The sequence below is a fragment of the Burkholderia sp. 10_S31 genome, assembly GCF_056930375.1.
In genome coordinates this window covers 2,297,445-2,318,057 of sequence record NZ_JBXOWK010000003.1, presented here as the reverse complement: position 1 = coordinate 2,318,057, position 20,613 = coordinate 2,297,445, and the positions used below count along the sequence as shown (strand labels likewise).

Genomic DNA, 20,613 nt, shown 5'->3' with positions numbered 1-20,613 from the left:
CACACGCGCCGTGTGATGCCGCGCGCCGCTTCCGGGAGGGGCGCGCGCGGCCATGGAGACACAAAAAGATGAGTCAAGCGATCGAAGTGAAGGTGCCGGATATCGGCGATTACAAGGACGTGCCGGTGATCGAGATCGGCGTGAAGGTCGGCGATACGGTCGAGCCCGAGCAGTCGCTCGTCACGCTCGAGTCGGACAAGGCGACGATGGACGTGCCGAGCCCGGTAGCGGGCGTCGTGAAGGAGATCAAGGTCAAGGTGGGCGATTCGGTGTCGGAAGGCTCGCTGATCATCCTGCTCGAAGGCGGCGCCGCAGCGCAGGCAAACGGCGCGGCCGCGCCCGCCGCCGCGCCGGCCCCGGCGGCAGCGCCGGCACCGGCTGCTGCTGCACCGGCGGCCGCACCGGCAGCATCGGGCGGCACGCTCGAAGTGAAGGTGCCCGACATCGGCGACTACAAGGACGTGCCGGTGATCGAGATCGGCGTGAAGGTCGGCGACACGGTCGAGAAGGAGCAGTCGCTCGTCACGCTCGAGTCGGACAAGGCGACGATGGACGTGCCGAGCCCGGCCGCCGGCGTCGTGAAGGAAATCAAGGTGAAGGTGGGCGATTCGGTGTCGGAAGGCACGCTGATCGTGCTGCTCGACGCCGCAGGTTCGCCGGCTGCGGCACCGCAGGCGAGCGCACCGGCTCCGGCCGCTGCCGCGCCGGCGCCGGCCGCCGCATCGGCACCCGCGAAGGCTGCGCCCGCACCGGCTGCTGCCGCTGCACCGGCACCGGCCGCCGCGCCGTCGGGCGAATACCGCGCGAGCCACGCGTCGCCGTCGGTGCGCAAGTTCGCGCGCGAACTCGGCGTCGAAGTCGCACGCGTGCAAGGCACCGGTCCGAAGGGCCGCATTACGAAGGAAGACATCACCGGTTTCGTGAAGGGTGTGATGACGGGCCAGCGCGCAGCGCCGGCTGCGGCAGCCGCGCCGGCAGGCGGCGGCGAGCTGAACCTGCTGCCGTGGCCGAAGGTCGACTTCTCGAAGTTCGGCCCGTTCGAGGCGAAGCCGCTGTCGCGCATCAAGAAGATCTCGGGCGCGAACCTGCATCGCAACTGGGTGATGATCCCGCACGTCACGAACAACGACGAAGCGGACATCACCGAGCTCGAAGCGCTGCGCGTGCAGTTGAACAAGGAGCACGAGAAGGCGGGCGTGAAGTTCACGATGCTCGCATTCGTGATCAAGGCGGTCGTTGCCGCGCTGAAGAAGTTCCCGACCTTCAACGCAAGCCTCGACGGCGACAACCTGGTGTTCAAGCAGTACTACCACGTCGGTTTTGCCGCCGATACGCCGAACGGCCTCGTCGTGCCGGTGATCCGCGATGCGGACAAGAAGGGTCTCGTCGACATCGCGAAGGAAATGGCCGAGCTGTCGAAGGCCGCGCGCGACGGCAAGCTGAAGCCGGACCAGATGCAGGGCGGCTGCTTCTCGATCTCGTCGCTCGGCGGGATCGGCGGCACCAACTTCACGCCGATCATCAACGCGCCGGAAGTGGCAATCCTCGGGTTGTCGCGCGGCCAGATGAAGCCGGTGTGGGACGGCAAGCAGTTCGTGCCGCGCCTGACGCTGCCGCTGTCGCTGTCGTATGACCATCGCGTGATCGATGGCGCGGAAGCCGCGCGGTTCAATGCGTATCTCGGCGCGTTGCTTGCCGATTTCCGTCGCATCATTCTTTGATGAGCTGAGGGCTCTCGCGGGGGCGTGGTTTTTTGTCGGTTCGCCATGCCCCGTCGTTGAACCTGTTTTGCTAACGGTCTGCTAGCGTCGCCCCTGTGCGAGGCGGCGGTCACTTTTCTTTGTCTTCCAAAGAAAAGTAACCAAAAGAAAGGCGCGTCCTTGGGCGGGCGGCAAAGGTGGTCCTGCCCAGCGTCGCGTTCTCTTGTCAGGCCGTCGTTCAGCGGTTGAGCCCTCTCCCTCTGTCAGCAGCTAAACAAGAAGGGGACGTATATGAGTCTCATCGAAGTCAAGGTTCCGGATATCGGCGATTTCAGCGGCGTCGATGTCATCGAAGTCAACGTGAAGCCGGGTGACGTGATCGAAAAAGAGCAAACGCTCATCACGCTCGAATCGGACAAAGCCTCCATGGAAGTGCCCAGCGACGTCGCCGGCACGGTCAAGGAAGTCAAGGTGAAGGCCGGCGAGAAAGTCTCGCAAGGCACAGTCATCGCCCTCGTCGAAGCATCGGCGGCCGCCACCGCACCCGCGAAAGCCCCCGAAGCGGCCAAGCCCGCAGCAGCTGCGCCGGCACCGGCCGCAGCCGCTCCGGCACCGCAAGCCGGCAGCTACAGCGGCTCCGCCGACATCGAGTGCGACATGCTCGTGCTCGGCGCCGGCCCCGGCGGCTACTCGGCTGCGTTCCGCGCAGCCGACCTCGGCATGAAGACGGTACTGGTCGAACGCTACTCGACGCTCGGCGGCGTGTGCCTGAACGTCGGCTGCATCCCGTCGAAGGCGTTGCTGCACACGGCGCTCGTCGTCGAGGAAGCGGAAGCGCTCGCGGCGCACGGCATCTCGTTCGGCAAGCCGGAAGTCGACCTCGACAAGCTGCGCGACTTCAAGGGCGGCGTCGTCAAGAAGCTGACGACGGGCCTCGCCGGCATGGCGAAGGCGCGCAAGGTCGAAGTGGTCACGGGTGTCGGCGCGTTCGTCGATCCGTATCACATGGAAGTGCAGGGCGAAAACGGCAAGAAGGTCGTCAAGTTCAAGCAGGCGATCATCGCAGCCGGCTCGCAGGCGGTGAAGCTGCCGTTCATGCCGGAAGACCCGCGCGTCGTCGATTCGACGGGCGCGCTCGAACTGCGCCAGCTGCCCAAGCGCATGCTCGTGATCGGCGGCGGCATCATCGGTCTCGAAATGGCGACGGTGTATTCGACGCTCGGCACCGAGATCGACGTCGTCGAAATGATGGACGGCCTGATGATGGGCGCGGACCGCGATCTCGTGAAGGTCTGGGAAAAGTACAACGCGAAGCGCTTCGGCAACGTGATGCTGAAGACCAAGACAGTCGGCGCGGAAGCGAAGGAAGACGGCATCTACGTAAAGTTCGAGGGCGAGAAGGCGCCGGCGGAAGCGCAGCGTTACGACCTCGTGCTGGTGGCGGTGGGCCGCAGCCCGAACGGCAAGAAGATCGGCGCCGACAAGGCAGGCGTTGCCGTCACCGACCGCGGCTTCATCGACGTCGACAAGCAGATGCGTACGAACGTGCCGCACATCTTCGCGATCGGCGACGTCGTCGGCCAGCCGATGCTCGCGCACAAGGCCGTGCATGAAGGCCACGTCGCAGCGGAAGCCGCACATGGCGAGAAGGCGTACTTCGACGCGCTGCAGATCCCGTCGGTGGCGTACACCGATCCGGAAGTGGCGTGGGCCGGCAAGACGGAAGACCAGTGCAAGGCCGAAGGCATCAAGTACGGCAAGGCTGTGTTCCCATGGGCGGCATCGGGTCGCGCGATCGCGAATGGTCGCGACGAAGGCTTCACGAAGCTGATCTTCGACGAGGAAACCCATCGCGTGATCGGCGGCGGTATCGTCGGCCTGAACGCGGGCGACCTGATCAGCGAAGTGTGCCTCGCCGTCGAGATGGGCGCGGACGCGGAAGACATCGGCAAGACGATTCACCCGCACCCGACGCTCGGCGAATCGGTCGGCATGGCCGCCGAACTGTACGAAGGCGTCTGTACGGACCTGCCGCCGCAACGCAAGAAGTAGCGCGATCGGCATGGCCGGCCAAGCGCCGGCCACGAAAAACGCCGCCGCCCGGGAGATCCGGACGGCGGCGTTTTCTTTTTGCTCACGGTCGACGGCACGTGGCGCCTGAGTGCCGACTGCCGGTGACCGCATGCGCGCGTATTGTGGCGCCGGAAACGAAAAAGCCGCGCAGTGCGCGGCTTTTTCAGGAGCAGGGGACGCTTACGCGGCCGGCTTGCTCGAACGGCGCGATGCAGCAGCGCTCGCAGCCTTCGTCGCGACAGCGGCAGCCGCGTTGAAGTTCGTTTCGGCGATCTCGACGGCTTGCTTCGCAGCCTTCTGGACCGTTTCGTACGTGGTGTTCGCAGCGTTCAGTGCCGACTTCAGTGCGGCGACTGCCGTTTCCGAACCGGCCGGGGCGTTCTTCGCGACGTTGTCGACGAGGGCCTGAACCTTCTTGTTCTGCTCTTCGAATTGCGCTTCGGCAACCTTCGCGAACTCGGCTTGCGTCGACGATGCGATTTCGTACAGGTGACGGCTGTACGACAGCACCTTTTCCGCGACCGGCTGCGACAGGCTCGCTTGCAGCGCGAACAGTTCCTGGGCGTCCTTCACCGACAGCAGGCGCTGCGCGTTTTCCTGGCCTTCCGTCAGCGTCGACTTCACGACTTGCAGGTTGAGTTCGATCAGCTTTTCGACGCCTTCGAATGCCTTGGTCGTCAGACCGAACAGGCTTTCGAGGTTGGCTTTCTGGGCGGCGGCGATTTGCTCGGGGGTCAGCAAGGACATGTCAAACTCCTGAAAAGCGATCGCGTCGATCGCAGGGTAAAGGGCACTGCGCTGGGGAACCTCGGATCCGCGTGCTTTGTGCAACGCAGCAATGAGTCGTATTTTAGGGCAGAGAAAAGTCTTGTCAAGCATTTTTTGTGCGTTGCACAATCACGACAAATTATCGATAAAACAATGAGTTATCATGGCCGTTCGGAATCGGTTTCAGGCGCGCGATCCCACATGGTGCGCACCCGGCCGGGGCAGGCGCGGCGCACCATGATCATGCACAGGTAAACCTGACAGGGGTATGGAACGTTATGCTTCTGTTCTTGTCGAAAAGCACGCCGTTTCAATGCGCTTGCCGTGGCGACGTGCCGCCGCTGCGGCCGAAACCGGTGCTGCAGGCACACCGAGCGCCGGATACGTACTTTCCCCGCTTTAATTCGTCGCCGAAGTGACGTTATCTCAATTAACCGAGTGGTAATCGGGAGACGGGTACTGTCGGGCAGCGCGCTCCATGAATTTTTTCTATGGAGGCGGGAGGGTTGATCGGCTTATGGTCGTCCAACCCTTACATTCCGGTTTAACGACGATCGGTAAGTGCCTAATATTGCTCTTTTTTTCAGCTTTAACTACACTTGCGGAAACTCCCGCCCGCTTTGTCCAGACCCCAATGAAAGCCGAATCGTTTTCACCGCGCAGATTGTTGCAGAGCATGACGCTCGGCACGGCTGTGTCGGTCGCCGTCGCCTTGCTGGCGACCGCTGCGTCCGTCGTGCCCGCTGACGCCTTTGCCGCCACTGCGAAGACCCACCAGGCCGCCAAGAATGCCACTTCCGCTTCGTCCACGAAGAAGAAGACGGTGAAGGCTGCATCCGCAAAATCCGCCAACGTCGCGTCGGCCGATGCGCCGCGCGCGAAGGCATCGCGCAAGCGCGCGACGCTCGCGTCGAACGTGCACGGCCACCGCGGCGCGGTGCGCAAGGTCGCGTTCCAACCGCGTCGCCCGACGGTCGGCCAAGCATTCGGCCTGCACGATACGCCGGACGCGCTCGCGCTGCGCTCGAGCGTCGCGTACGTTGTCGACCAGAACACCGGCGAGCCGCTGTTCGACAAGAATTCGCATGCCGTCGTGCCGATCGCGTCGATCTCGAAGCTGATGACGGCGATGGTCGTGCTCGACTCGAAATCGCCGATGATCGACCAGATCGAGGTTACCGACGAAGATCGCGACTACGAGAAGGGCACGGGCTCGCGCCTGTCGGTCGGCTCGGTCCTGTCGCGCGAAGACATGCTGCACATCGCGCTGATGGCATCGGAAAACCGCGCGGCTGCCGCGCTGTCGCGTTACTACCCGGGCGGCCGTCCGGCCTTTATCGCCGCGATGAACGCGAAGGCGAAGTCGCTGGGCATGAACGACACCCATTTCGAGAATTCGACGGGGCTGTCGAGCTCGAACGTATCGAGCGCGCGCGACCTCGTGAAGATGGTCAACGCGGCGTACCAGTACCCGATGATTCGCCAGTTCTCGACCGACCGTACGTACGACGTCAATACGGGCAAGCGCAACCTGGTCTACAACAGCACGAACGCGCTAATCCGCGGCAACGGCTCGTGGGACATCGGCCTGCAGAAGACTGGCTTCATCAACGAGGCTGGCGAATGTCTCGTGATGCAGGCGACGATCCATGGCCGGCCGATGGTGATGGTGCTGCTGGATTCGTTCGGCAAGTATTCGCGCTTCGCCGACGCGGCGCGCCTGCGCAACTGGCTTGACGCCGGTGGCGGCGAGCGCCTGACGGCGGCCAACACGGCGAACGGCGGCACCTGATCGCGCCGCGACGGTTCGCCGCCGCACCGGTTGCCGCAAAGAAAAAGCCCCGCGATCGCGGGGCTTTTTTCGTTCGGCCGCAATGCGGCGGGTAGCACGGCTTATGCGTGCCGTTGCAGCCCTTCCGTATCCTTCGCGGGCGCGGGGCGGTAGCCGAGCGATTCCGAGATGGTCAGCGCGGTGCGGCTCAGCTGGCCGAGCCACGCGTCCTGCAGGCGGTCGGCCGGCGCCGACAGCGACAGGCCCGCGACGAGCTTGCCCGAGTCGTCGTAGATGCCGGCCGCGATACAGCGCACGCCGAGTTCCAGTTCCTCGTTGTCGCGCGCGCACGATTGCTGGCGCACGAGCGTCAGCTCGCGCTCGAGCTTCGCGATGTCGGTAATGCTGTTCTGCGTATGGCCGGACAGCCCGGTGCGCGTCGCATAGGCGCGCACGCGCGATGTTTCGTCGACCGCGAGAAACAGCTTGCCGACCGAGGTCAGGTGCAGCGGCGCGCGGCCGCCGATCGCGCGGACGACCTGCATCCCCGAGCGCTCCGAATACGCGCGCTCGATATAGACGATTTCATCGCCTTGGCGCACCGACAGGTTCACGGTCTGGCCGGTCAGGCGGTGCAGTTCGCGCATCGGCATCAGCGCCGCGTCACGTACCGACAGGCGCGCCTTGACGAGGTTGCCGAGCTCGAGCAGCCGCATGCCGAGCCGGTAAGTGCCGGGATCGGAGCGGTCGACCAGGCGGCAGGTCACCATGTCGTTGAGGATACGGTGCGCGGTCGACGGATGCAGGTCGGTGCGCTGCGCAAGCTCCTTCAGGCTGACGGGGTCGCTGTGCGCGGCAAGCGCGTCCAGCAGCCGCATCATGCGTTCGATCACCTGGATCGACGTTTTGGAATCCGGGGTGGGTTGGCTCATGTCGGGGAGAATCGGTTGACGCGTCAAGCGGTGTTGCGTCGATTGTATCTCGTATCGTGAAAAAAGCGAACGCCGTTCGAGGAAATCCTCGCTTCCGGCCATGCGCACTTGCACACGCGTCGGCGTTGGTCTTGCCGGCCAAACGGCGGATAATGAGAGCCGTTTTCTCGAAGGAGCGCGTATGCGAGTCGGTTTGTTCGTGACCTGCCTGGTCGACCTGATGCGTCCGGAAATCGGTTTTTCCGCGCTGAAACTGATTCGCGATGCCGGCTACGAGGTGTTCGTGCCGCCCGCGCAAACCTGCTGCGGCCAGCCGGCCTACAACTCGGGCGACCGCGCGCTCGCGCGCGACCTCGCGGAAAAGACGCTGCGCGAGTTCGATCAGTTCGATTACGTCGTCGCGCCGTCGGGCTCGTGCGGCGGCATGATCCGCGCGCACTACGGCGACCTGTTTCGCGACGACCCGGAACTGATGGGGCGCTATGCGCGGTTCCAGCAGAAAGTCTATGAACTGACCGATTTCCTCGCGAACGTCGCGAAGGTGACGCTCGCGCCCGGCGAATTCGCGGGCCCGGTCACCTACCACGACTCGTGCTCGGGCCTGCGCGAGCTCGGCGTGAAGGCGCAGCCGCGCGCGCTGCTCGCGCAGCGCGGCGTGGCCGTCACCGAGATGAAGGACTGCGAGCACTGCTGCGGCTTCGGCGGCACGTTCGCGGTCAAGTACGGCGACATATCGGCTGCCATCGCGGACGAGAAATGCGCGAACGTGCGTGCGTCCGGCGCGGGCGCCGTCGTGCTCGGCGATCTCGGCTGCATGCTGAACATCGAAGGGCGGTTGCGCCGCACGGGCGACCGCGACACGCGCGTGCTGCACGTCGCGCAGGTGCTGGCGGGCGACGTCTGACGCCCGGTTCCGCTCACTTTTCCCCGATACTGCGATGCAAGTCCAATCGATGCATTTCAAGGCGCGTGCCGGCCAGAAGCTGGCCGACCAGCGCCTGCAGCAGAACCTGAAGAAGCTGTCGACGAAGTTCGTGTCTGCGCGTGCCGACGCGATGACCGCGATCGACTTCCCGGCGACGCGCGCCGCGCTGAAGGCGCGCCGCAACCGTGCGCTGGAGAACCTCGACGTGTGGCTCGAGGCCTTCGAGCGCGAGGCGACACGGCGCGGCACGACGGTGCTGTTCGCGGAAACGACCGCCGACGCCGCACGGCTCGTCGCCGACATCGCGCGCCGCCACGACGTGAAGAAGGTCATCAAGACGAAGTCGATGGTGTCCGAGGAAATGCGTCTGAACGCGGTGCTCGCCGAGATGGGCGTGCAGTCGATCGAGACGGACCTCGGCGAATACATCCTGCAGATCAACGACAACGAGCCGCCGAGCCACATCATTGCGCCCGTCGTGCACAAGGACAAGGACGAGATCGCCGACCTGTTCGCGCGTACGCACCACCGCGAGCGGCTGACCGAGATTCCCGACATGACGCGCGAGGCGCGCGAGGTCCTGCGCCCGCATTTCCTGTCGGCCGACATGGGCGTGACGGGCGGCAATTTCGTGATTGCCGAGACGGGGTCGGTCGCGATCGTCACGAACGAGGGCAACGAAGGGATGTGCACGGTGATGCCGCGCGTGCATGTCGCGGTGACGGGCATCGAGAAGGTGCTGCCGACGCTCGAGGATCTCGCGACGGCGATGCGCCTGCTGCCGCGCTCGGCGACCGGGCAGAAGACGTCGAACTATTTCTCGCTGCTCACCGGGCCGCGCGGTCCCGGTGACGAGGACGGCCCGGGGCACAACTACGTGGTGCTCGTCGACGGCGGCCGCACGGGGCTGATCGGCGGCGAATTCCAGGAGATGCTGCGCTGCATCCGCTGCGGCGCGTGCATGAACCATTGCCCGGTGTACCAGAAGGTCGGCGGGCACGCATACGGATGGGTCTATCCGGGCCCGATGGGGTCGGTGCTGACGCCGAGCTACGTCGGGGTGGACCGTGCGCTCGACCTGCCCCAGGCCGCGACGCTGTGCGGCGAATGCGACAGCGTGTGCCCGGCCGGGATCCCGCTGTCGCACCTGCTGCGCACGCTGCGCGAGAAACAGGTCGAACGGCACCTGCGGCCGTGGCGCGAGCGCGCAGCGCTTGCCGCGTGGGGCTTTTTCGCGCGCCGGCCGATGCTTTACGCACTGACGACCAAGCTCGCGGTGCGGGTCCTCGAGCGGCTCGGCGGCAGCGGCGGCACGCTGCGGCGCCTGCCGATGATGGGCGGCTGGATGGACACGCGCGACATGCCGACGCCGACCGGCCGCACGTTCCGCGAACTGTACGCCGCATCGCAAAGCCACCTCGGCTGACGACTGTTCATTGGGCGGCAACAGTGCGTTCGCTATTTATGCATTTATCTCGATAGATGCGGTCTATAGAATCTTGCCTGTAGTCCCCGAAATTGGGTTTCGGGGAATGAGGTCAAGGAGCCGCATCATGAAAAAGACAATATCGATGTACTGGCCGCTGGCAATCGTCGTCCCGCTCGCCGCGCTCGCCTATCTGCACGCGATGGCCGACGCGCCTTCGCGTGGTCCGCTTGCCGTGCATCAGGCATCGGCCGAACTGGCGCGCGCGGTGTCGTTCGGGCTGGTCGACGACGCGACGAAGCCGCTGCCGGCCGCGTCTGGCGACGTCGTGCTCGCCGTACCCAAGGCGCTGTAAGGCACGCCGCCGTCGCTTTGCACGGCGGCGCGATTTTCGGCGCCTTTGTATAATGACGCGTTCTTCTCCCTCGCGGTTCGCCGCGGCTTTCCGATAGTGCAATGACCCGCGTTGCGATCTGTTTCGTCTGTCTCGGCAATATCTGCCGTTCGCCCACGGCAGAAGGCGTGATGCGCCACCAGGTGGACGCAGCCGGGCTGGCCGACCGGATCGCGATCGATTCCGCAGGCACCGGCGATTGGCACGTCGGCGAACCGCCCGACACGCGTGCGCAGGCAGCGGCTCGCACCCGCGGCTACGACCTGTCGACGCTGCGGGCGAGGCAGGTGAGCGCGGCGGATTTCGAGCGGTTCGACCTGCTGCTGGCGATGGACGAAGCCAATCTCGCGGAGTTGCGTCGGTGCTGTCCGCCCGAGCATCGCGACAAGGTGCGCCTGCTGATGGAATTCGCGCCGGGCGCGGCCGAGACCGAAGTGGCCGATCCTTATTTCGGCGGTGCGCAGGGCTTCGAACAGGTGCTCGATCAGGTCGAGCGCGCCTGCGCGGGCCTGCTGGACACCCTCCGGAGCGGTTCCGAGCGCTGATCGCGGCAAGGTATTCAGCGTGCTGCGAATACCCTGTCACGGACATGGATACTTGACTAAAATCGTCAAATATTTATACTTGACCAAAATCGTCAAGATTGCAGTCCCCTAGACACTATGAGACTCACCACCAAAGGCCGTTTCGCCGTCACGGCGATGATTGACTTGGCACTGCGCCAGGAGCAGGGCCCGGTGACGCTTGCAGGCATCAGCCAGCGCCAGCGGATTTCGCTCTCGTATCTCGAACAGCTGTTCGGCAAGCTGCGCAGGCATGAAATCGTCGAATCCGTGCGCGGCCCGGGCGGCGGCTACAATCTCGCGCGCCGCGCGCAGGACGTCACCGTTGCCGACATCATCATCGCGGTCGATGAACCGCTCGACGCCACGCAGTGCGGCGGCAAAGGCACGTGCGACGGCTCGAAGCAGCCCGACGGCCATTGCATGACGCACGAGCTGTGGTCGACCCTGAACCAGAAAATGGTCGAATACCTCGATTCGGTGTCGCTGCAGGATCTCGTCGATCAGCAGCGCGCACGCGAGGGCGCCCCCGCGGTGCTGCGCGACCGGCGCGCGCCGGAGCCCGTCGCGGCGCCGGCCGAACCGGTGCGCACGATGCCGCTCGGTCCCAATTCGGTGTTCAACATCGCGAGTTCGTGAGCGCGAACGCGCCGCACACCCCATAACGCACATAGTCCCTGCACAGAATACCCGGAGCGACAGATGACCCAAGAGACTCTCCACCTGCCCATCTACATGGATTACAGCGCGACGACGCCGGTCGACCCGCGCGTGGTCGACAAGATGGTGCCGTACCTGCGCGAGCAGTTCGGCAATCCGGCATCGCGCAGCCACGCGTACGGCTGGGATGCGGAGCGCGCGGTCGAGGAAGCGCGCGAACAGGTGGCCGCGCTCGTGAACGCGGATCCGCGCGAGATCATCTGGACGTCCGGCGCGACGGAATCGGACAACCTCGCGATCAAGGGTGCCGCGAACTTCTACAAGGGCAAGGGCAAGCACATCATCACGGTGAAGACCGAGCACAAGGCCGTGCTCGACACCTGCCGCGAGCTCGAGCGTGACGGTTTCGAAGTCACCTATCTCGACGTGAAGGAAGACGGCCTGATCGACCTCGACGTGTTCAAGGCCGCGCTGCGCCCGGACACGATCCTCGTGTCGGTGATGCACGTGAACAACGAGATCGGCGTGATCCAGGACATCGAGACGATCGGCGAGATCTGCCGCGAGAAGGGCATCGTGTTCCACGTCGACGCCGCACAGTCGACCGGCAAGGTCGAGATCGACCTCGCGAAGCTGAAGGTCGACCTGATGTCGTTCTCGGCGCACAAGACCTACGGTCCGAAGGGCATCGGCGCGCTGTACGTGCGCCGCAAGCCGCGCGTGCGCATCGAAGCGCAGATGCACGGCGGCGGCCACGAGCGCGGGATGCGTTCGGGCACGCTGGCAACGCACCAGATCGTCGGTATGGGCGAAGCGTTCCGCATCGCGCGTGAAGAAATGGCGACCGAGAACGAGCGCATCCGCATGCTGCGCGACAAGCTGCTGCGCGGCCTGTCGCAGATCGAGGAAACGTATGTGAACGGCGACATGGAACACCGTGTCCCGCACAACCTGAACATCAGCTTCAACTTCGTCGAAGGCGAGTCGCTGATCATGGCGATCAAGGACGTCGCGGTGTCGTCGGGTTCCGCGTGCACGTCGGCGTCGCTGGAGCCGTCGTATGTGCTGCGTGCACTCGGCCGCAACGACGAACTCGCGCACAGCTCGATCCGCTTCACGGTCGGCCGCTTCACGACGGAGCAGGACGTCGACTTCGTGATCAACCTGCTGAACAGCAAGATCGCGAAGCTGCGCGAACTGTCGCCGCTCTGGGAAATGCACCAGGAAGGCATCGATCTGTCGACGATCGAATGGGCCGCACACTGAACACCGCATTGAATACATTCGCGGGCGGATTTACGCACGCAGACGTAACGAGTCAAGGAGTCTGAGTCATGTCATACAGCAACAAGGTTCTGGATCACTACGAAAACCCGCGTAACGTCGGTTCGTTCGCGAAGGACGACGACGCGGTCGGTACGGGCATGGTCGGCGCGCCGGCCTGCGGCGACGTGATGAAGCTGCAGATCCGCGTCGGCGCGGACGGCGTGATCGAAGACGCGAAGTTCAAGACGTACGGCTGCGGTTCGGCCATCGCGTCGAGCTCGCTCGTGACCGAATGGGTGAAGGGCAAGACGCTCGACGAGGCGCTGTCGATCAAGAACACGCAGATCGCCGAAGAGCTCGCGCTGCCGCCGGTGAAGATTCACTGCTCGATTCTCGCGGAAGACGCGATCAAGGCAGCCGTGGCCGACTACAAGAAGCGCCACGACACCAAGGAAGGCGATCAGGCAGCGGCCTGAGCGGCATCGAGCGGCTTCGCAAGAAAACGCCGGGCCGCCCCAGGTTTTCTTGACCCCCTCGGGGGGGCCTGGCGCGCAGCGACAGGTTTGGGGGCGCTTAGACGGAACGCGGCGGGCCTTTGTGGCGCGTCGCGGTAAGGACATCATGGCAATTACACTGACCGAAAAAGCAGCACAGCACGTCCAGAAATACCTCGTCCGTCGCGGCAAGGGTGTGGGCCTGCGGCTTGGCGTTCGCACGACCGGGTGCTCGGGGCTCGCGTACAAGCTCGAGTATGTCGACGAGCTGGCTCCCGAGGATCAGGTGTTCGAGAGCCATGGCGTGAAGGTCATCGTCGACCCGAAGAGCCTCGCGTACATCGACGGCACCGAGCTCGACTTCGCGCGCGAAGGCCTGAACGAAGGGTTCAAGTTCAACAACCCGAACGTGAAGGACGAGTGCGGTTGCGGCGAATCGTTCCGCGTATGACGCGGTCTTCCGCGCGATGCGGGCAAGAGGCGGCACGAGCCGCCTTTTTAATGTGCGGCGTTTGCCGCGCGACGAACCGGAATTGAACGCGACGATGGTTTCGCTGAAAGACAGCCACTTCGATCTGTTTCACCTGCCGGCACAATTCGCGCTCGACGAGGCAGTGCTCGACAGCGCGTATCGCACGGTGCAGACGCAGGTGCACCCGGACCGCTTCGCGGCGGCCGGCGATGCGCAAAAGCGTGTCGCGATGCAATGGGCGACCCGTGCGAACGAAGCCTACCGCACGCTGCGCGATCCGCTGAAGCGCGCAACCTATCTGCTGTCGCTGCGCGGCGTCGACATCGGTGCCGAAAACAACACCGCGATGGAGCCGGCGTTCCTGATGCAGCAGATGGAGTGGCGCGAAGGCATCGAGGATGCCGCGGCCGCCCGCAACATCGACGCGCTTGATGCGCTGCTCGCCGAGCTGCGCGACGAAAAGCGCGTGCGCCTCGAGCGCCTCGGCACGCTGCTCGACAGCGCGGCCGATCAAGCCGCCGCCGAGGCCGTGCGCCAGCTGATGTTCATCGAACGGGTCGCGTCGGAAGTGGGCGCGCAGATCGAGCGCCTCGAAACTTAACCGCGTGCCTCGCGGCACGCGCAGCAAACGGGCCGAGCGCCCGAACGAACCAAGATGGCTTTACTGCAAATTTCCGAACCGGGCATGGCGCCGGCGCCGCACCAGCGGCGACTCGCTGTCGGGATCGATCTCGGCACGACGAACTCCCTCGTCGCAGCCGTGCGCAACAGCGTGCCCGAAGTGCTGCCGGACGAGGCGGGGCGCGCGCTGCTGCCGTCGGTGGTCCGTTATCTGGAGAAGGGCGGCCGCCGCATCGGCCACGAGGCGAAGGAGCAGGCCGCGACCGATCCGCGTAACACGATCGTGTCGGTCAAGCGCTTCATGGGTCGCGGCAAGGCCGAGGTCGAAGGCGCGGCGAACGCACCGTACGAATTCGTCGATGCGCCGGGCATGGTGCAGATCCGCACGATCGACGGCGTGAAGAGCCCGGTCGAAGTGTCGGCCGAGATTCTCGCGACGCTGCGTTACCGCGCGGAAGACACGCTCGGCGATGACCTGGTCGGCGCGGTGATCACGGTGCCCGCGTACTTCGACGACGCGCAGCGCCAGGCGACGAAGGACGCTGCGCGCCTCGCGGGGCTCAACGTGCTGCGCCTGCTGAACGAACCGACCGCGGCGGCGATTGCCTACGGTCTCGACAACGCGGCCGAAGGCCTCTACGCGGTGTACGACCTCGGCGGCGGCACGTTCGACCTGTCGATCCTGAAGCTGACGAAGGGCGTGTTCGAAGTGCTGGCCGCGGGTGGCGATTCCGCACTCGGCGGTGACGATTTCGACCACGCGCTGTTCGGTCACGTGCTCGCCCAGGCCGGCATCGATGCGAAGGCGCTCGCGCCCGAGGACGTGCGCCTGCTGCTCGATCGCGTGCGCGTGCTGAAGGAAGCGCTGTCGTCTGCACCACAGGCGTCGCTCGACGTGACGCTGTCCAACGGTGCGCAACTCGTTCAGACGATCTCGCACGACACGTTCGCCGCGCTCGTCGAGCCGCTCGTGCAGCGTACGCTGACGCCGACCCGCAAGGCCTTGCGCGACGCGCAGGTGAGCCCGGCCGACATCAAGGGTGTCGTGCTCGTCGGTGGCGCGACGCGCATGCCGGTGGTCCGCGAGGCGGTCGCGCAGTATTTCGGCCAGCCGCCGCTCGTCAATCTCGATCCGGACCAGGTCGTTGCGCTCGGCGCGGCGATCCAGGCCGATCTGCTCGCCGGCAATCGCGGCAGCGGCGACGACTGGCTGCTGCTCGACGTGATCCCACTGTCGCTCGGCGTCGAGACGATGGGCGGTCTCGTCGAGAAGATCATTCCGCGCAATTCGACGATTCCGATCGCGCGCGCGCAGGAATTCACGACGTTCAAGGACGGCCAGACCGCGATGGCGATCCATGTCGTGCAGGGCGAGCGCGAGCTCGTCGCCGACTGCCGGTCGCTCGCGCGCTTCGAACTGCGCGGCATTCCGCCGATGACGGCCGGAGCGGCGCGCATCCGCGTGACCTATCAGGTCGATGCGGACGGGTTGCTGTCGGTGTTCGCACGCGAGCAGCATTCGGGCGTCGAGGCATCGGTCGTCGTGAAGCCGTCCTACGGCCTCGCCGACGACGACATCGCGAAGATGCTCGAGGACAGCTTCAAAACCGCCGAGATCGACATGCGCGCGCGCGCGCTGCGCGAAGCGCAGGTCGAGGCCGAGCGGATGATCGAGGCGACGCAGGCGGCGCTGGCGACCGACGGCGAATTGCTCGACGACGCCGAGCGCACGCAGGTCGACGCGCTCGTCGCGGCGCTGCGCACGATCGCGCAGGGCGACGACGCGGACGCGATCGAAGCCGCGACCAAGACGCTGGCCGACGGCACCGACGAATTCGCGGCGCGCCGGATGGACAAGAGCATCAAGCGCGCACTGTCGGGCCGGCGGCTCGACGAGATCTGAACGAACGACGTGCACGCGGGCCAACGACGGCCCGCGCGATATTGAACCGTGCGGCGCCAGCCGCCGCACCCTGACTGACGGAACGGACATGCCTCAACTGGTGGTGCTGCCTCACGTCGAACTGTGCCCGGACGGCGCAGTGATCGACGCGACGCCCGGCAAGAGTATTTGCGACAACCTGCTCGACAACGGGATCGAGATCGAGCATGCATGCGAGAAGTCGTGCGCATGCACGACCTGCCACGTGGTGATCCGCGAGGGCTTCAACGATCTCGAGCCGTCCGACGAGGACGAAGACGACCTGCTCGACAAGGCATGGGGGCTCGAGCCCACGTCGCGCCTGTCGTGCCAGGCGATCGTGAAGGAAGATTCGGACCTGGTGGTCGAGATTCCGAAGTACTCGATCAACCACGCGAAGGAAAATCACTGACGGATCGGCGGGCAGGGCGCGGCGTGTGCGTCGTGCCCCGGTGGACTCGCCGCGTACACGGGAGAGCAGGCCATGAAATGGACCGATTCGCGCGAAATCGCCATCGCGCTGGCAGACAAGCATCCGGACGTCGATCCGCAGCGGATCAATTTCGTCGACCTCCGCCAATGGGTCATCGAGCTGGACGGCTTCACCGACGACCCGGCCCACTCGGGTGAGAAGATCCTCGAGGCGATCCAGGCCCACTGGATCGACGAATCCGACTTCGACGACGAAGACTGAGCTTCGCGTCGGCGCCGCGTCGTGTGGCTCCCGCAAACAGAAAAGGCTCGTGATGCTTCACGAGCCTTTTTCATTTCCGGTGCGGCACAAGGGCTGACCGGCAAATCGTCATGCGTTACGCGCCGACCAGCGTGCCGTTCTCGATCCGCACGCGCTGCCCCTGGCCGAACGGCGGCGGGTTGTGGTACGTGAACGTGCGCGTCGCGCCGCTTTCCATCTGGACCTGCACCTGATAGTCGGTTTCCGCGCGCACCTGTTTCTCGACCTGGTTGCCGGCGAGGCCGCCGCCGAGCGCGCCGATGATGGTCATCGCGGTGCGGCCGTTGCCGTGACCGAACTGGTTGCCGAGCAGGCCGCCGGCCGCTGCGCCGCCAACCGCGCCGATCCCCGAGCTCTGGCCCGGCGTGCGCGTCTGCGTGATCGCGACGACCGTGCCGCAGGTCTGGCAATGGGCCGATTGCGCGGGCGCGGACGGCTGTTGCGCATATTGCGGCGGTTGCGGTGCCGGCGTATGGCGGTGGTGCGTGGCCGCCGGGCGCGGCACCGGCTTCGGTTCGGCTTGCGCTGCAGCCGCCTTCTCGGCCGCCAGCTTCTGCTGCGCGGCCTGTTCGGCTGCCTGCTGCTGCGCTTGCGCGGCGAGCGCGGCGCTTGCTGCCGCGGCCGTATCGACGGCCGGCTGCGACGCGATCAGCGCGGCCTGGGTCTGGCCGTTCTGTGCGTTGTTGCTGTTGGCTTTCGGGAAGATACCCGTGATCGCGGCGGTGGCGGCGAGGCTGGCGACGATGACGGCGCCTGCCGCGGTCGCGATGAGCGGGTGGAGGCGTTGCTTTTGCGGCGTGGTTTGATTCTGGTTGTCCATTTTTTTCTCCAGTGTCGACCCGGTTTCGCACGTTGGCGCTGGCCGGATCCCACGCTCGGGAGCGAGCAGACTTGGCGTTTCGGCGCCGCATTCTGGTCCCGTGGTCATGCGTGGTGACGCAACAGGAGTGTCGTCCACGGGCGAGCGGCGCACCGTATCAAGGTGTAACGAATTGCAGCGGGGAACCCGCGGGCGCTTCCGGGAAAACCCGGAGAAGCTCGCCGCGACGAGGGGATAAAACGGGGAATGATCAAGAGCCGGCGAACGCCGGCAGGCGGGATTTACGCGTGGTTACAAAGCTGACGCGTGCGCGCCGCGGGGCGCGGCGCGCACGCGGGCACGGCCGTCAGTCTTCGCGGCGCAGGTGCGGGAACAGCAGCACGTCGCGGATCGTCGGGCTGTCGGTCAGCAGCATCACGAGACGGTCGATGCCGATCCCGCAACCGCCCGTCGGCGGCATCCCGTGTTCGAGCGCGCGGATGTAGTCGGCGTCGAAGAACATCGCTTCCTCGTCGCCCGCATCCTTCTGTTCGACCTGCTTCTTGAAGCGTGCGGCCTGGTCTTCCGGATCGTTCAGCTCCGAGAAGCCGTTCGCGATTTCGCGGCCCGTCATGAACAGCTCGAAACGCTCCGTGATGCCCGGCACCGTATCCGATGCGCGTGCGAGTGGCGACACTTCGACCGGGTAGTCGATGATGTAGGTCGGCTCCCACAGCTGCGATTCGGCGGTTTCCTCGAACAGCGCGAGCTGCAGCGCGCCGATACCGGCGTTCAGGAACGCCGGCTGCGACACGTCGACGCCGAGGCGCTTCAGTTCGGAGCGCAGGAACGCGTCGTCCGACAACTGGCCGTCGGTGTACTGCGGTGCGTACTTCTGGATCGCCTGCGTGATCGTCAGGCGATGGAACGGCTTCGCGAGGTCGAGCTCGCGGCCCTGGTACTGGATCGTCGCGGTGCCGAGCGCATCGATCGCCGCCTGGCGGATCAGCTGCTCGGTGAAGTCCATCAGCCAGCGGTAATCGGTGTACGCGGCGTAGAACTCCATCATCGTGAATTCCGGGTTGTGGCGCGGCGACACGCCTTCATTCCGGAAGTTGCGGTTGATCTCGAACACGCGTTCGAAACCGCCGACGATCAGGCGCTTCAGGTACAGCTCCGGCGCGATGCGCAGGAACATCTGCATGTCGAGCGCATTGTGGTGCGTGACGAACGGCTTGGCCGCGGCGCCGCCCGGGATCGGGTGCAGCATCGGCGTCTCGACTTCCATGAAGTCGGCGTTGTCCATGAAATTGCGGATCGACGCGATGGTCTTGGTGCGCGCGCGGAACGTATCGCGCGTTTCCGGCGTGACGATCAGGTCGACGTAGCGCTGGCGATAGCGCATTTCCTGGTCGGCGAGGCCGTGGAACTTGTCCGGCAGCGGGCGCAGCGCCTTCGACAGCAGGCGCAGTTCCTTGCACTGGACCGACAGCTCGCCCTTGTTGGTGCGGAACAGCACGCCGCGGGCGGCGACGATGTCGCCGAGGTCCCACTTCTTGAATGCGTCGTAGGTTTCCGCGCCGACGTCGTTCGGCGTCACGAAGAACTGGATCTGGCCCGACCCGTCCTGCACCGTCGCGAAGCTCGCCTTGCCCATCACACGCTTGAGCATCATGCGGCCGGCGACCGACACCTCGACCGGGTTCGCTTCGAGCGCGGCCTTGTCCGAGTCGGCGTATTGCGCCTGGAGATCGGCGGCGTGATGCGTCGGCCGGAAATCGTTCGGATAGGCGACGCCTTGCTCGCGCAATGCGCGCAGCTTCTCGCGGCGCTCGGCGATGATCTGGTTTTCGTCCGCCGCGACGGCGGGCTGCGTTTGAGTCGGTTCGGTCATGATGGTCGGAATTCGGAGTGGGTGCGGCAACGCAACGGGAAGGGCGGCGCGACCGCAGGGGCCGCGCCGCGGCGCTTACACGCCCTGTTTGAGGCTCGCGCTGATGAAGTCGTCGAGATCGCCGTCGAGAACGGCTCGCGTGTTGCTCATTTCGACGTTCGTGCGCAGGTCCTTCACGCGGCTCTGGTCGAGCACGTACGAACGGATCTGGTGGCCCCAGCCCACATCGGTCTTGCTCGATTCGAGCTTGTCCTGCTCGGCCTGGCGCTTGCGCATCTCGGCTTCGTACAGGCGCGACTTCAGCATTGCCATTGCTTCAGCACGGTTGCGGTGCTGCGAGCGGTCGTTCTGGCACTGCACGACGATGCCGGTCGGCATGTGCGTGATCCGCACCGCCGAGTCGGTCTTGTTGATGTGCTGGCCGCCCGCGCCCGACGCGCGGTACGTGTCGATGCGCAGGTCGGCCGGATTGACCTCGACCTCGATCGAGTCGTCGATTTCCGGATACACGAACACCGACGAGAACGACGTGTGGCGGCCGCCCGACGAGTCGAACGGCGACTTGCGCACGAGGCGGTGGATGCCCGTTTCGGTGCGCAGGAAGCCGTATGCGTATTCGCCCGTGACCTTGACCGTCGCGTTCTTGATGCCGGCGACGTCGCCGTCGGACTCTTCGAGCACTTCGGCCTTGAAGCCCTTGCGTTCGCAGTAGCGCAGGTACTGGCGCAGCAGCATCGACGCCCAGTCGCATGCCTCGGTGCCGCCGGCGCCGGCCTGGATGTCGATGAAGCAGTTGTTCGGGTCGGCCGGGTTCGAGAACATCCGGCGGAATTCGATGTCGCCGACGCGCGCTTCGAGCTTCTTCGCGTCGTCTTCCGATGCGATGAGGGTGTCTTCGTCGCCTTCCTCGCGTGCGAGCTCGAACAGGTCGAGCGCGTCGCGCAGGTCGCTATCGAGCGCCGTCAGCGTCGTGACGACGCCTTCGAGCAGCTTCTTCTCGCGGCCGAGTGCCTGGGCGTTCTTCGCATCGTTCCAGACGTTCGGGTCTTCGAGTTCCCTGTTGACTTCGGTCAGACGCGCAGATTTGGCGTCGTAGTCAAAGATACCCCCGAAGCTCGCCCGCGCGGGTGCGCAGGTCGAGCAGGGAGCTTTCGATCGCGTTGAGACGTTCCGCTTCCATGATCGTTCGCTGTTCTTGCTT

20 protein-coding genes are annotated in these 20,613 nt (G+C 65.4%); 15 read left to right on the top strand and 5 right to left on the bottom strand.

From position 1 onward, the window contains the following. Positions 1–68 precede the first annotated feature (68 nt). Together aceF and lpdA are read left to right on the top strand one after the other, a co-directional pair. Positions 69–1,721: a dihydrolipoyllysine-residue acetyltransferase gene (aceF, locus tag AC1Z3W_RS30925; RefSeq protein WP_057929180.1), complete on the top strand. Its 1,653-nt coding sequence runs from the start codon at positions 69–71 to the stop codon at positions 1,719–1,721. Positions 1,722–1,991: 270 nt separating this feature from the next. Then, positions 1,992–3,752: a dihydrolipoyl dehydrogenase gene (lpdA, locus tag AC1Z3W_RS30920; protein ID WP_483509239.1), complete on the top strand. Its 1,761-nt coding sequence runs from the start codon at positions 1,992–1,994 to the stop codon at positions 3,750–3,752. Between the two features lie 201 nt (positions 3,753–3,953). Here the strand turns inward: lpdA and AC1Z3W_RS30915 are convergent, their stop codons facing one another. Beyond that, the gene (locus AC1Z3W_RS30915; protein WP_057929182.1) at positions 3,954–4,520 is read right to left on the bottom strand and encodes a phasin family protein; all 567 of its coding nucleotides are present in this window, start codon (positions 4,518–4,520) and stop codon (positions 3,954–3,956) included. 655 nt (positions 4,521–5,175) lie between these two features. On the opposite strand from AC1Z3W_RS30915, the gene pbpG reads away from it, so the two are divergent. After that, positions 5,176–6,333 (top strand): D-alanyl-D-alanine endopeptidase, encoded by a 1,158-nt coding sequence (pbpG, locus tag AC1Z3W_RS30910; protein ID WP_483509627.1) that lies wholly within the window; start codon positions 5,176–5,178, stop codon positions 6,331–6,333. A gap of 101 nt (positions 6,334–6,434) precedes the next feature. Here pbpG and AC1Z3W_RS30905 read toward each other — a convergent pair whose 3' ends face one another. Next, positions 6,435–7,244: an IclR family transcriptional regulator gene (locus AC1Z3W_RS30905; protein WP_057925430.1), complete on the bottom strand. Its 810-nt coding sequence runs from the start codon at positions 7,242–7,244 to the stop codon at positions 6,435–6,437. A 181-nt stretch (positions 7,245–7,425) separates the two neighbouring features. Here AC1Z3W_RS30905 and AC1Z3W_RS30900 point away from each other — a divergent pair, with 181 nt between their 5' ends. From AC1Z3W_RS30900 to iscX, 12 genes are all read left to right on the top strand, one after another. Further along, a complete protein-coding gene (locus tag AC1Z3W_RS30900) occupies positions 7,426–8,148 on the top strand; it encodes a (Fe-S)-binding protein (protein WP_057925233.1) in 723 nt (240 codons plus the stop codon). A gap of 34 nt (positions 8,149–8,182) precedes the next feature. Continuing rightward, a complete protein-coding gene (locus AC1Z3W_RS30895; protein WP_124834666.1) occupies positions 8,183–9,595 on the top strand; it encodes a lactate utilization protein B in 1,413 nt (470 codons plus the stop codon). A 127-nt stretch (positions 9,596–9,722) separates the two neighbouring features. Beyond that, the gene (locus AC1Z3W_RS30890) at positions 9,723–9,950 is read left to right on the top strand and encodes a hypothetical protein (RefSeq protein ID WP_057925231.1); all 228 of its coding nucleotides are present in this window, start codon (positions 9,723–9,725) and stop codon (positions 9,948–9,950) included. Positions 9,951–10,051: 101 nt separating this feature from the next. After that, positions 10,052–10,534: a low molecular weight protein-tyrosine-phosphatase gene (locus AC1Z3W_RS30885; protein ID WP_057925230.1), complete on the top strand. Its 483-nt coding sequence runs from the start codon at positions 10,052–10,054 to the stop codon at positions 10,532–10,534. A 117-nt stretch (positions 10,535–10,651) separates the two neighbouring features. Next, positions 10,652–11,191: a Fe-S cluster assembly transcriptional regulator IscR gene (gene iscR, locus AC1Z3W_RS30880; protein ID WP_006401955.1), complete on the top strand. Its 540-nt coding sequence runs from the start codon at positions 10,652–10,654 to the stop codon at positions 11,189–11,191. A 63-nt stretch (positions 11,192–11,254) separates the two neighbouring features. Then, positions 11,255–12,478, top strand: a complete 1,224-nt coding sequence (locus tag AC1Z3W_RS30875) for an IscS subfamily cysteine desulfurase (protein WP_057925229.1) — start codon at positions 11,255–11,257, stop codon at positions 12,476–12,478. Between the two features lie 68 nt (positions 12,479–12,546). Next, complete coding sequence (iscU, locus tag AC1Z3W_RS30870) at positions 12,547–12,954, top strand: Fe-S cluster assembly scaffold IscU (RefSeq protein ID WP_009691729.1); 408 nt, start codon at positions 12,547–12,549, stop codon at positions 12,952–12,954. Positions 12,955–13,099: 145 nt separating this feature from the next. Next, positions 13,100–13,423: an iron-sulfur cluster assembly protein IscA gene (iscA, locus tag AC1Z3W_RS30865; protein ID WP_014896627.1), complete on the top strand. Its 324-nt coding sequence runs from the start codon at positions 13,100–13,102 to the stop codon at positions 13,421–13,423. 94 nt (positions 13,424–13,517) lie between these two features. After that, the gene (gene hscB / locus AC1Z3W_RS30860) at positions 13,518–14,045 is read left to right on the top strand and encodes a Fe-S protein assembly co-chaperone HscB (RefSeq protein WP_057925429.1); all 528 of its coding nucleotides are present in this window, start codon (positions 13,518–13,520) and stop codon (positions 14,043–14,045) included. Between the two features lie 54 nt (positions 14,046–14,099). Then, positions 14,100–15,968 (top strand): Fe-S protein assembly chaperone HscA, encoded by a 1,869-nt coding sequence (gene hscA, locus AC1Z3W_RS30855; protein ID WP_124834665.1) that lies wholly within the window; start codon positions 14,100–14,102, stop codon positions 15,966–15,968. 88 nt (positions 15,969–16,056) lie between these two features. Further along, positions 16,057–16,398 (top strand): ISC system 2Fe-2S type ferredoxin, encoded by a 342-nt coding sequence (fdx, locus tag AC1Z3W_RS30850; protein WP_057925227.1) that lies wholly within the window; start codon positions 16,057–16,059, stop codon positions 16,396–16,398. Between the two features lie 72 nt (positions 16,399–16,470). Continuing rightward, the gene (gene iscX / locus AC1Z3W_RS30845; protein WP_040144569.1) at positions 16,471–16,680 is read left to right on the top strand and encodes a Fe-S cluster assembly protein IscX; all 210 of its coding nucleotides are present in this window, start codon (positions 16,471–16,473) and stop codon (positions 16,678–16,680) included. Between the two features lie 115 nt (positions 16,681–16,795). Here iscX and AC1Z3W_RS30840 read toward each other — a convergent pair whose 3' ends face one another. From AC1Z3W_RS30840 to prfB, 3 genes are all read right to left on the bottom strand, one after another. Continuing rightward, a complete protein-coding gene (locus tag AC1Z3W_RS30840; RefSeq protein ID WP_483509238.1) occupies positions 16,796–17,539 on the bottom strand; it encodes a glycine zipper 2TM domain-containing protein in 744 nt (247 codons plus the stop codon). Between the two features lie 346 nt (positions 17,540–17,885). Beyond that, positions 17,886–19,412 (bottom strand): lysine--tRNA ligase, encoded by a 1,527-nt coding sequence (lysS, locus tag AC1Z3W_RS30835; protein WP_057925225.1) that lies wholly within the window; start codon positions 19,410–19,412, stop codon positions 17,886–17,888. 75 nt (positions 19,413–19,487) lie between these two features. Next, a protein-coding gene (gene prfB, locus AC1Z3W_RS30830; RefSeq protein ID WP_483509237.1) for a peptide chain release factor 2 occupies positions 19,488–20,592 on the bottom strand; the annotation gives its coding sequence in 2 pieces (ribosomal slippage) (positions 19,488–20,510 and positions 20,512–20,592; 1,104 coding nt in all). Positions 20,593–20,613: the final 21 nt, after the last annotated feature.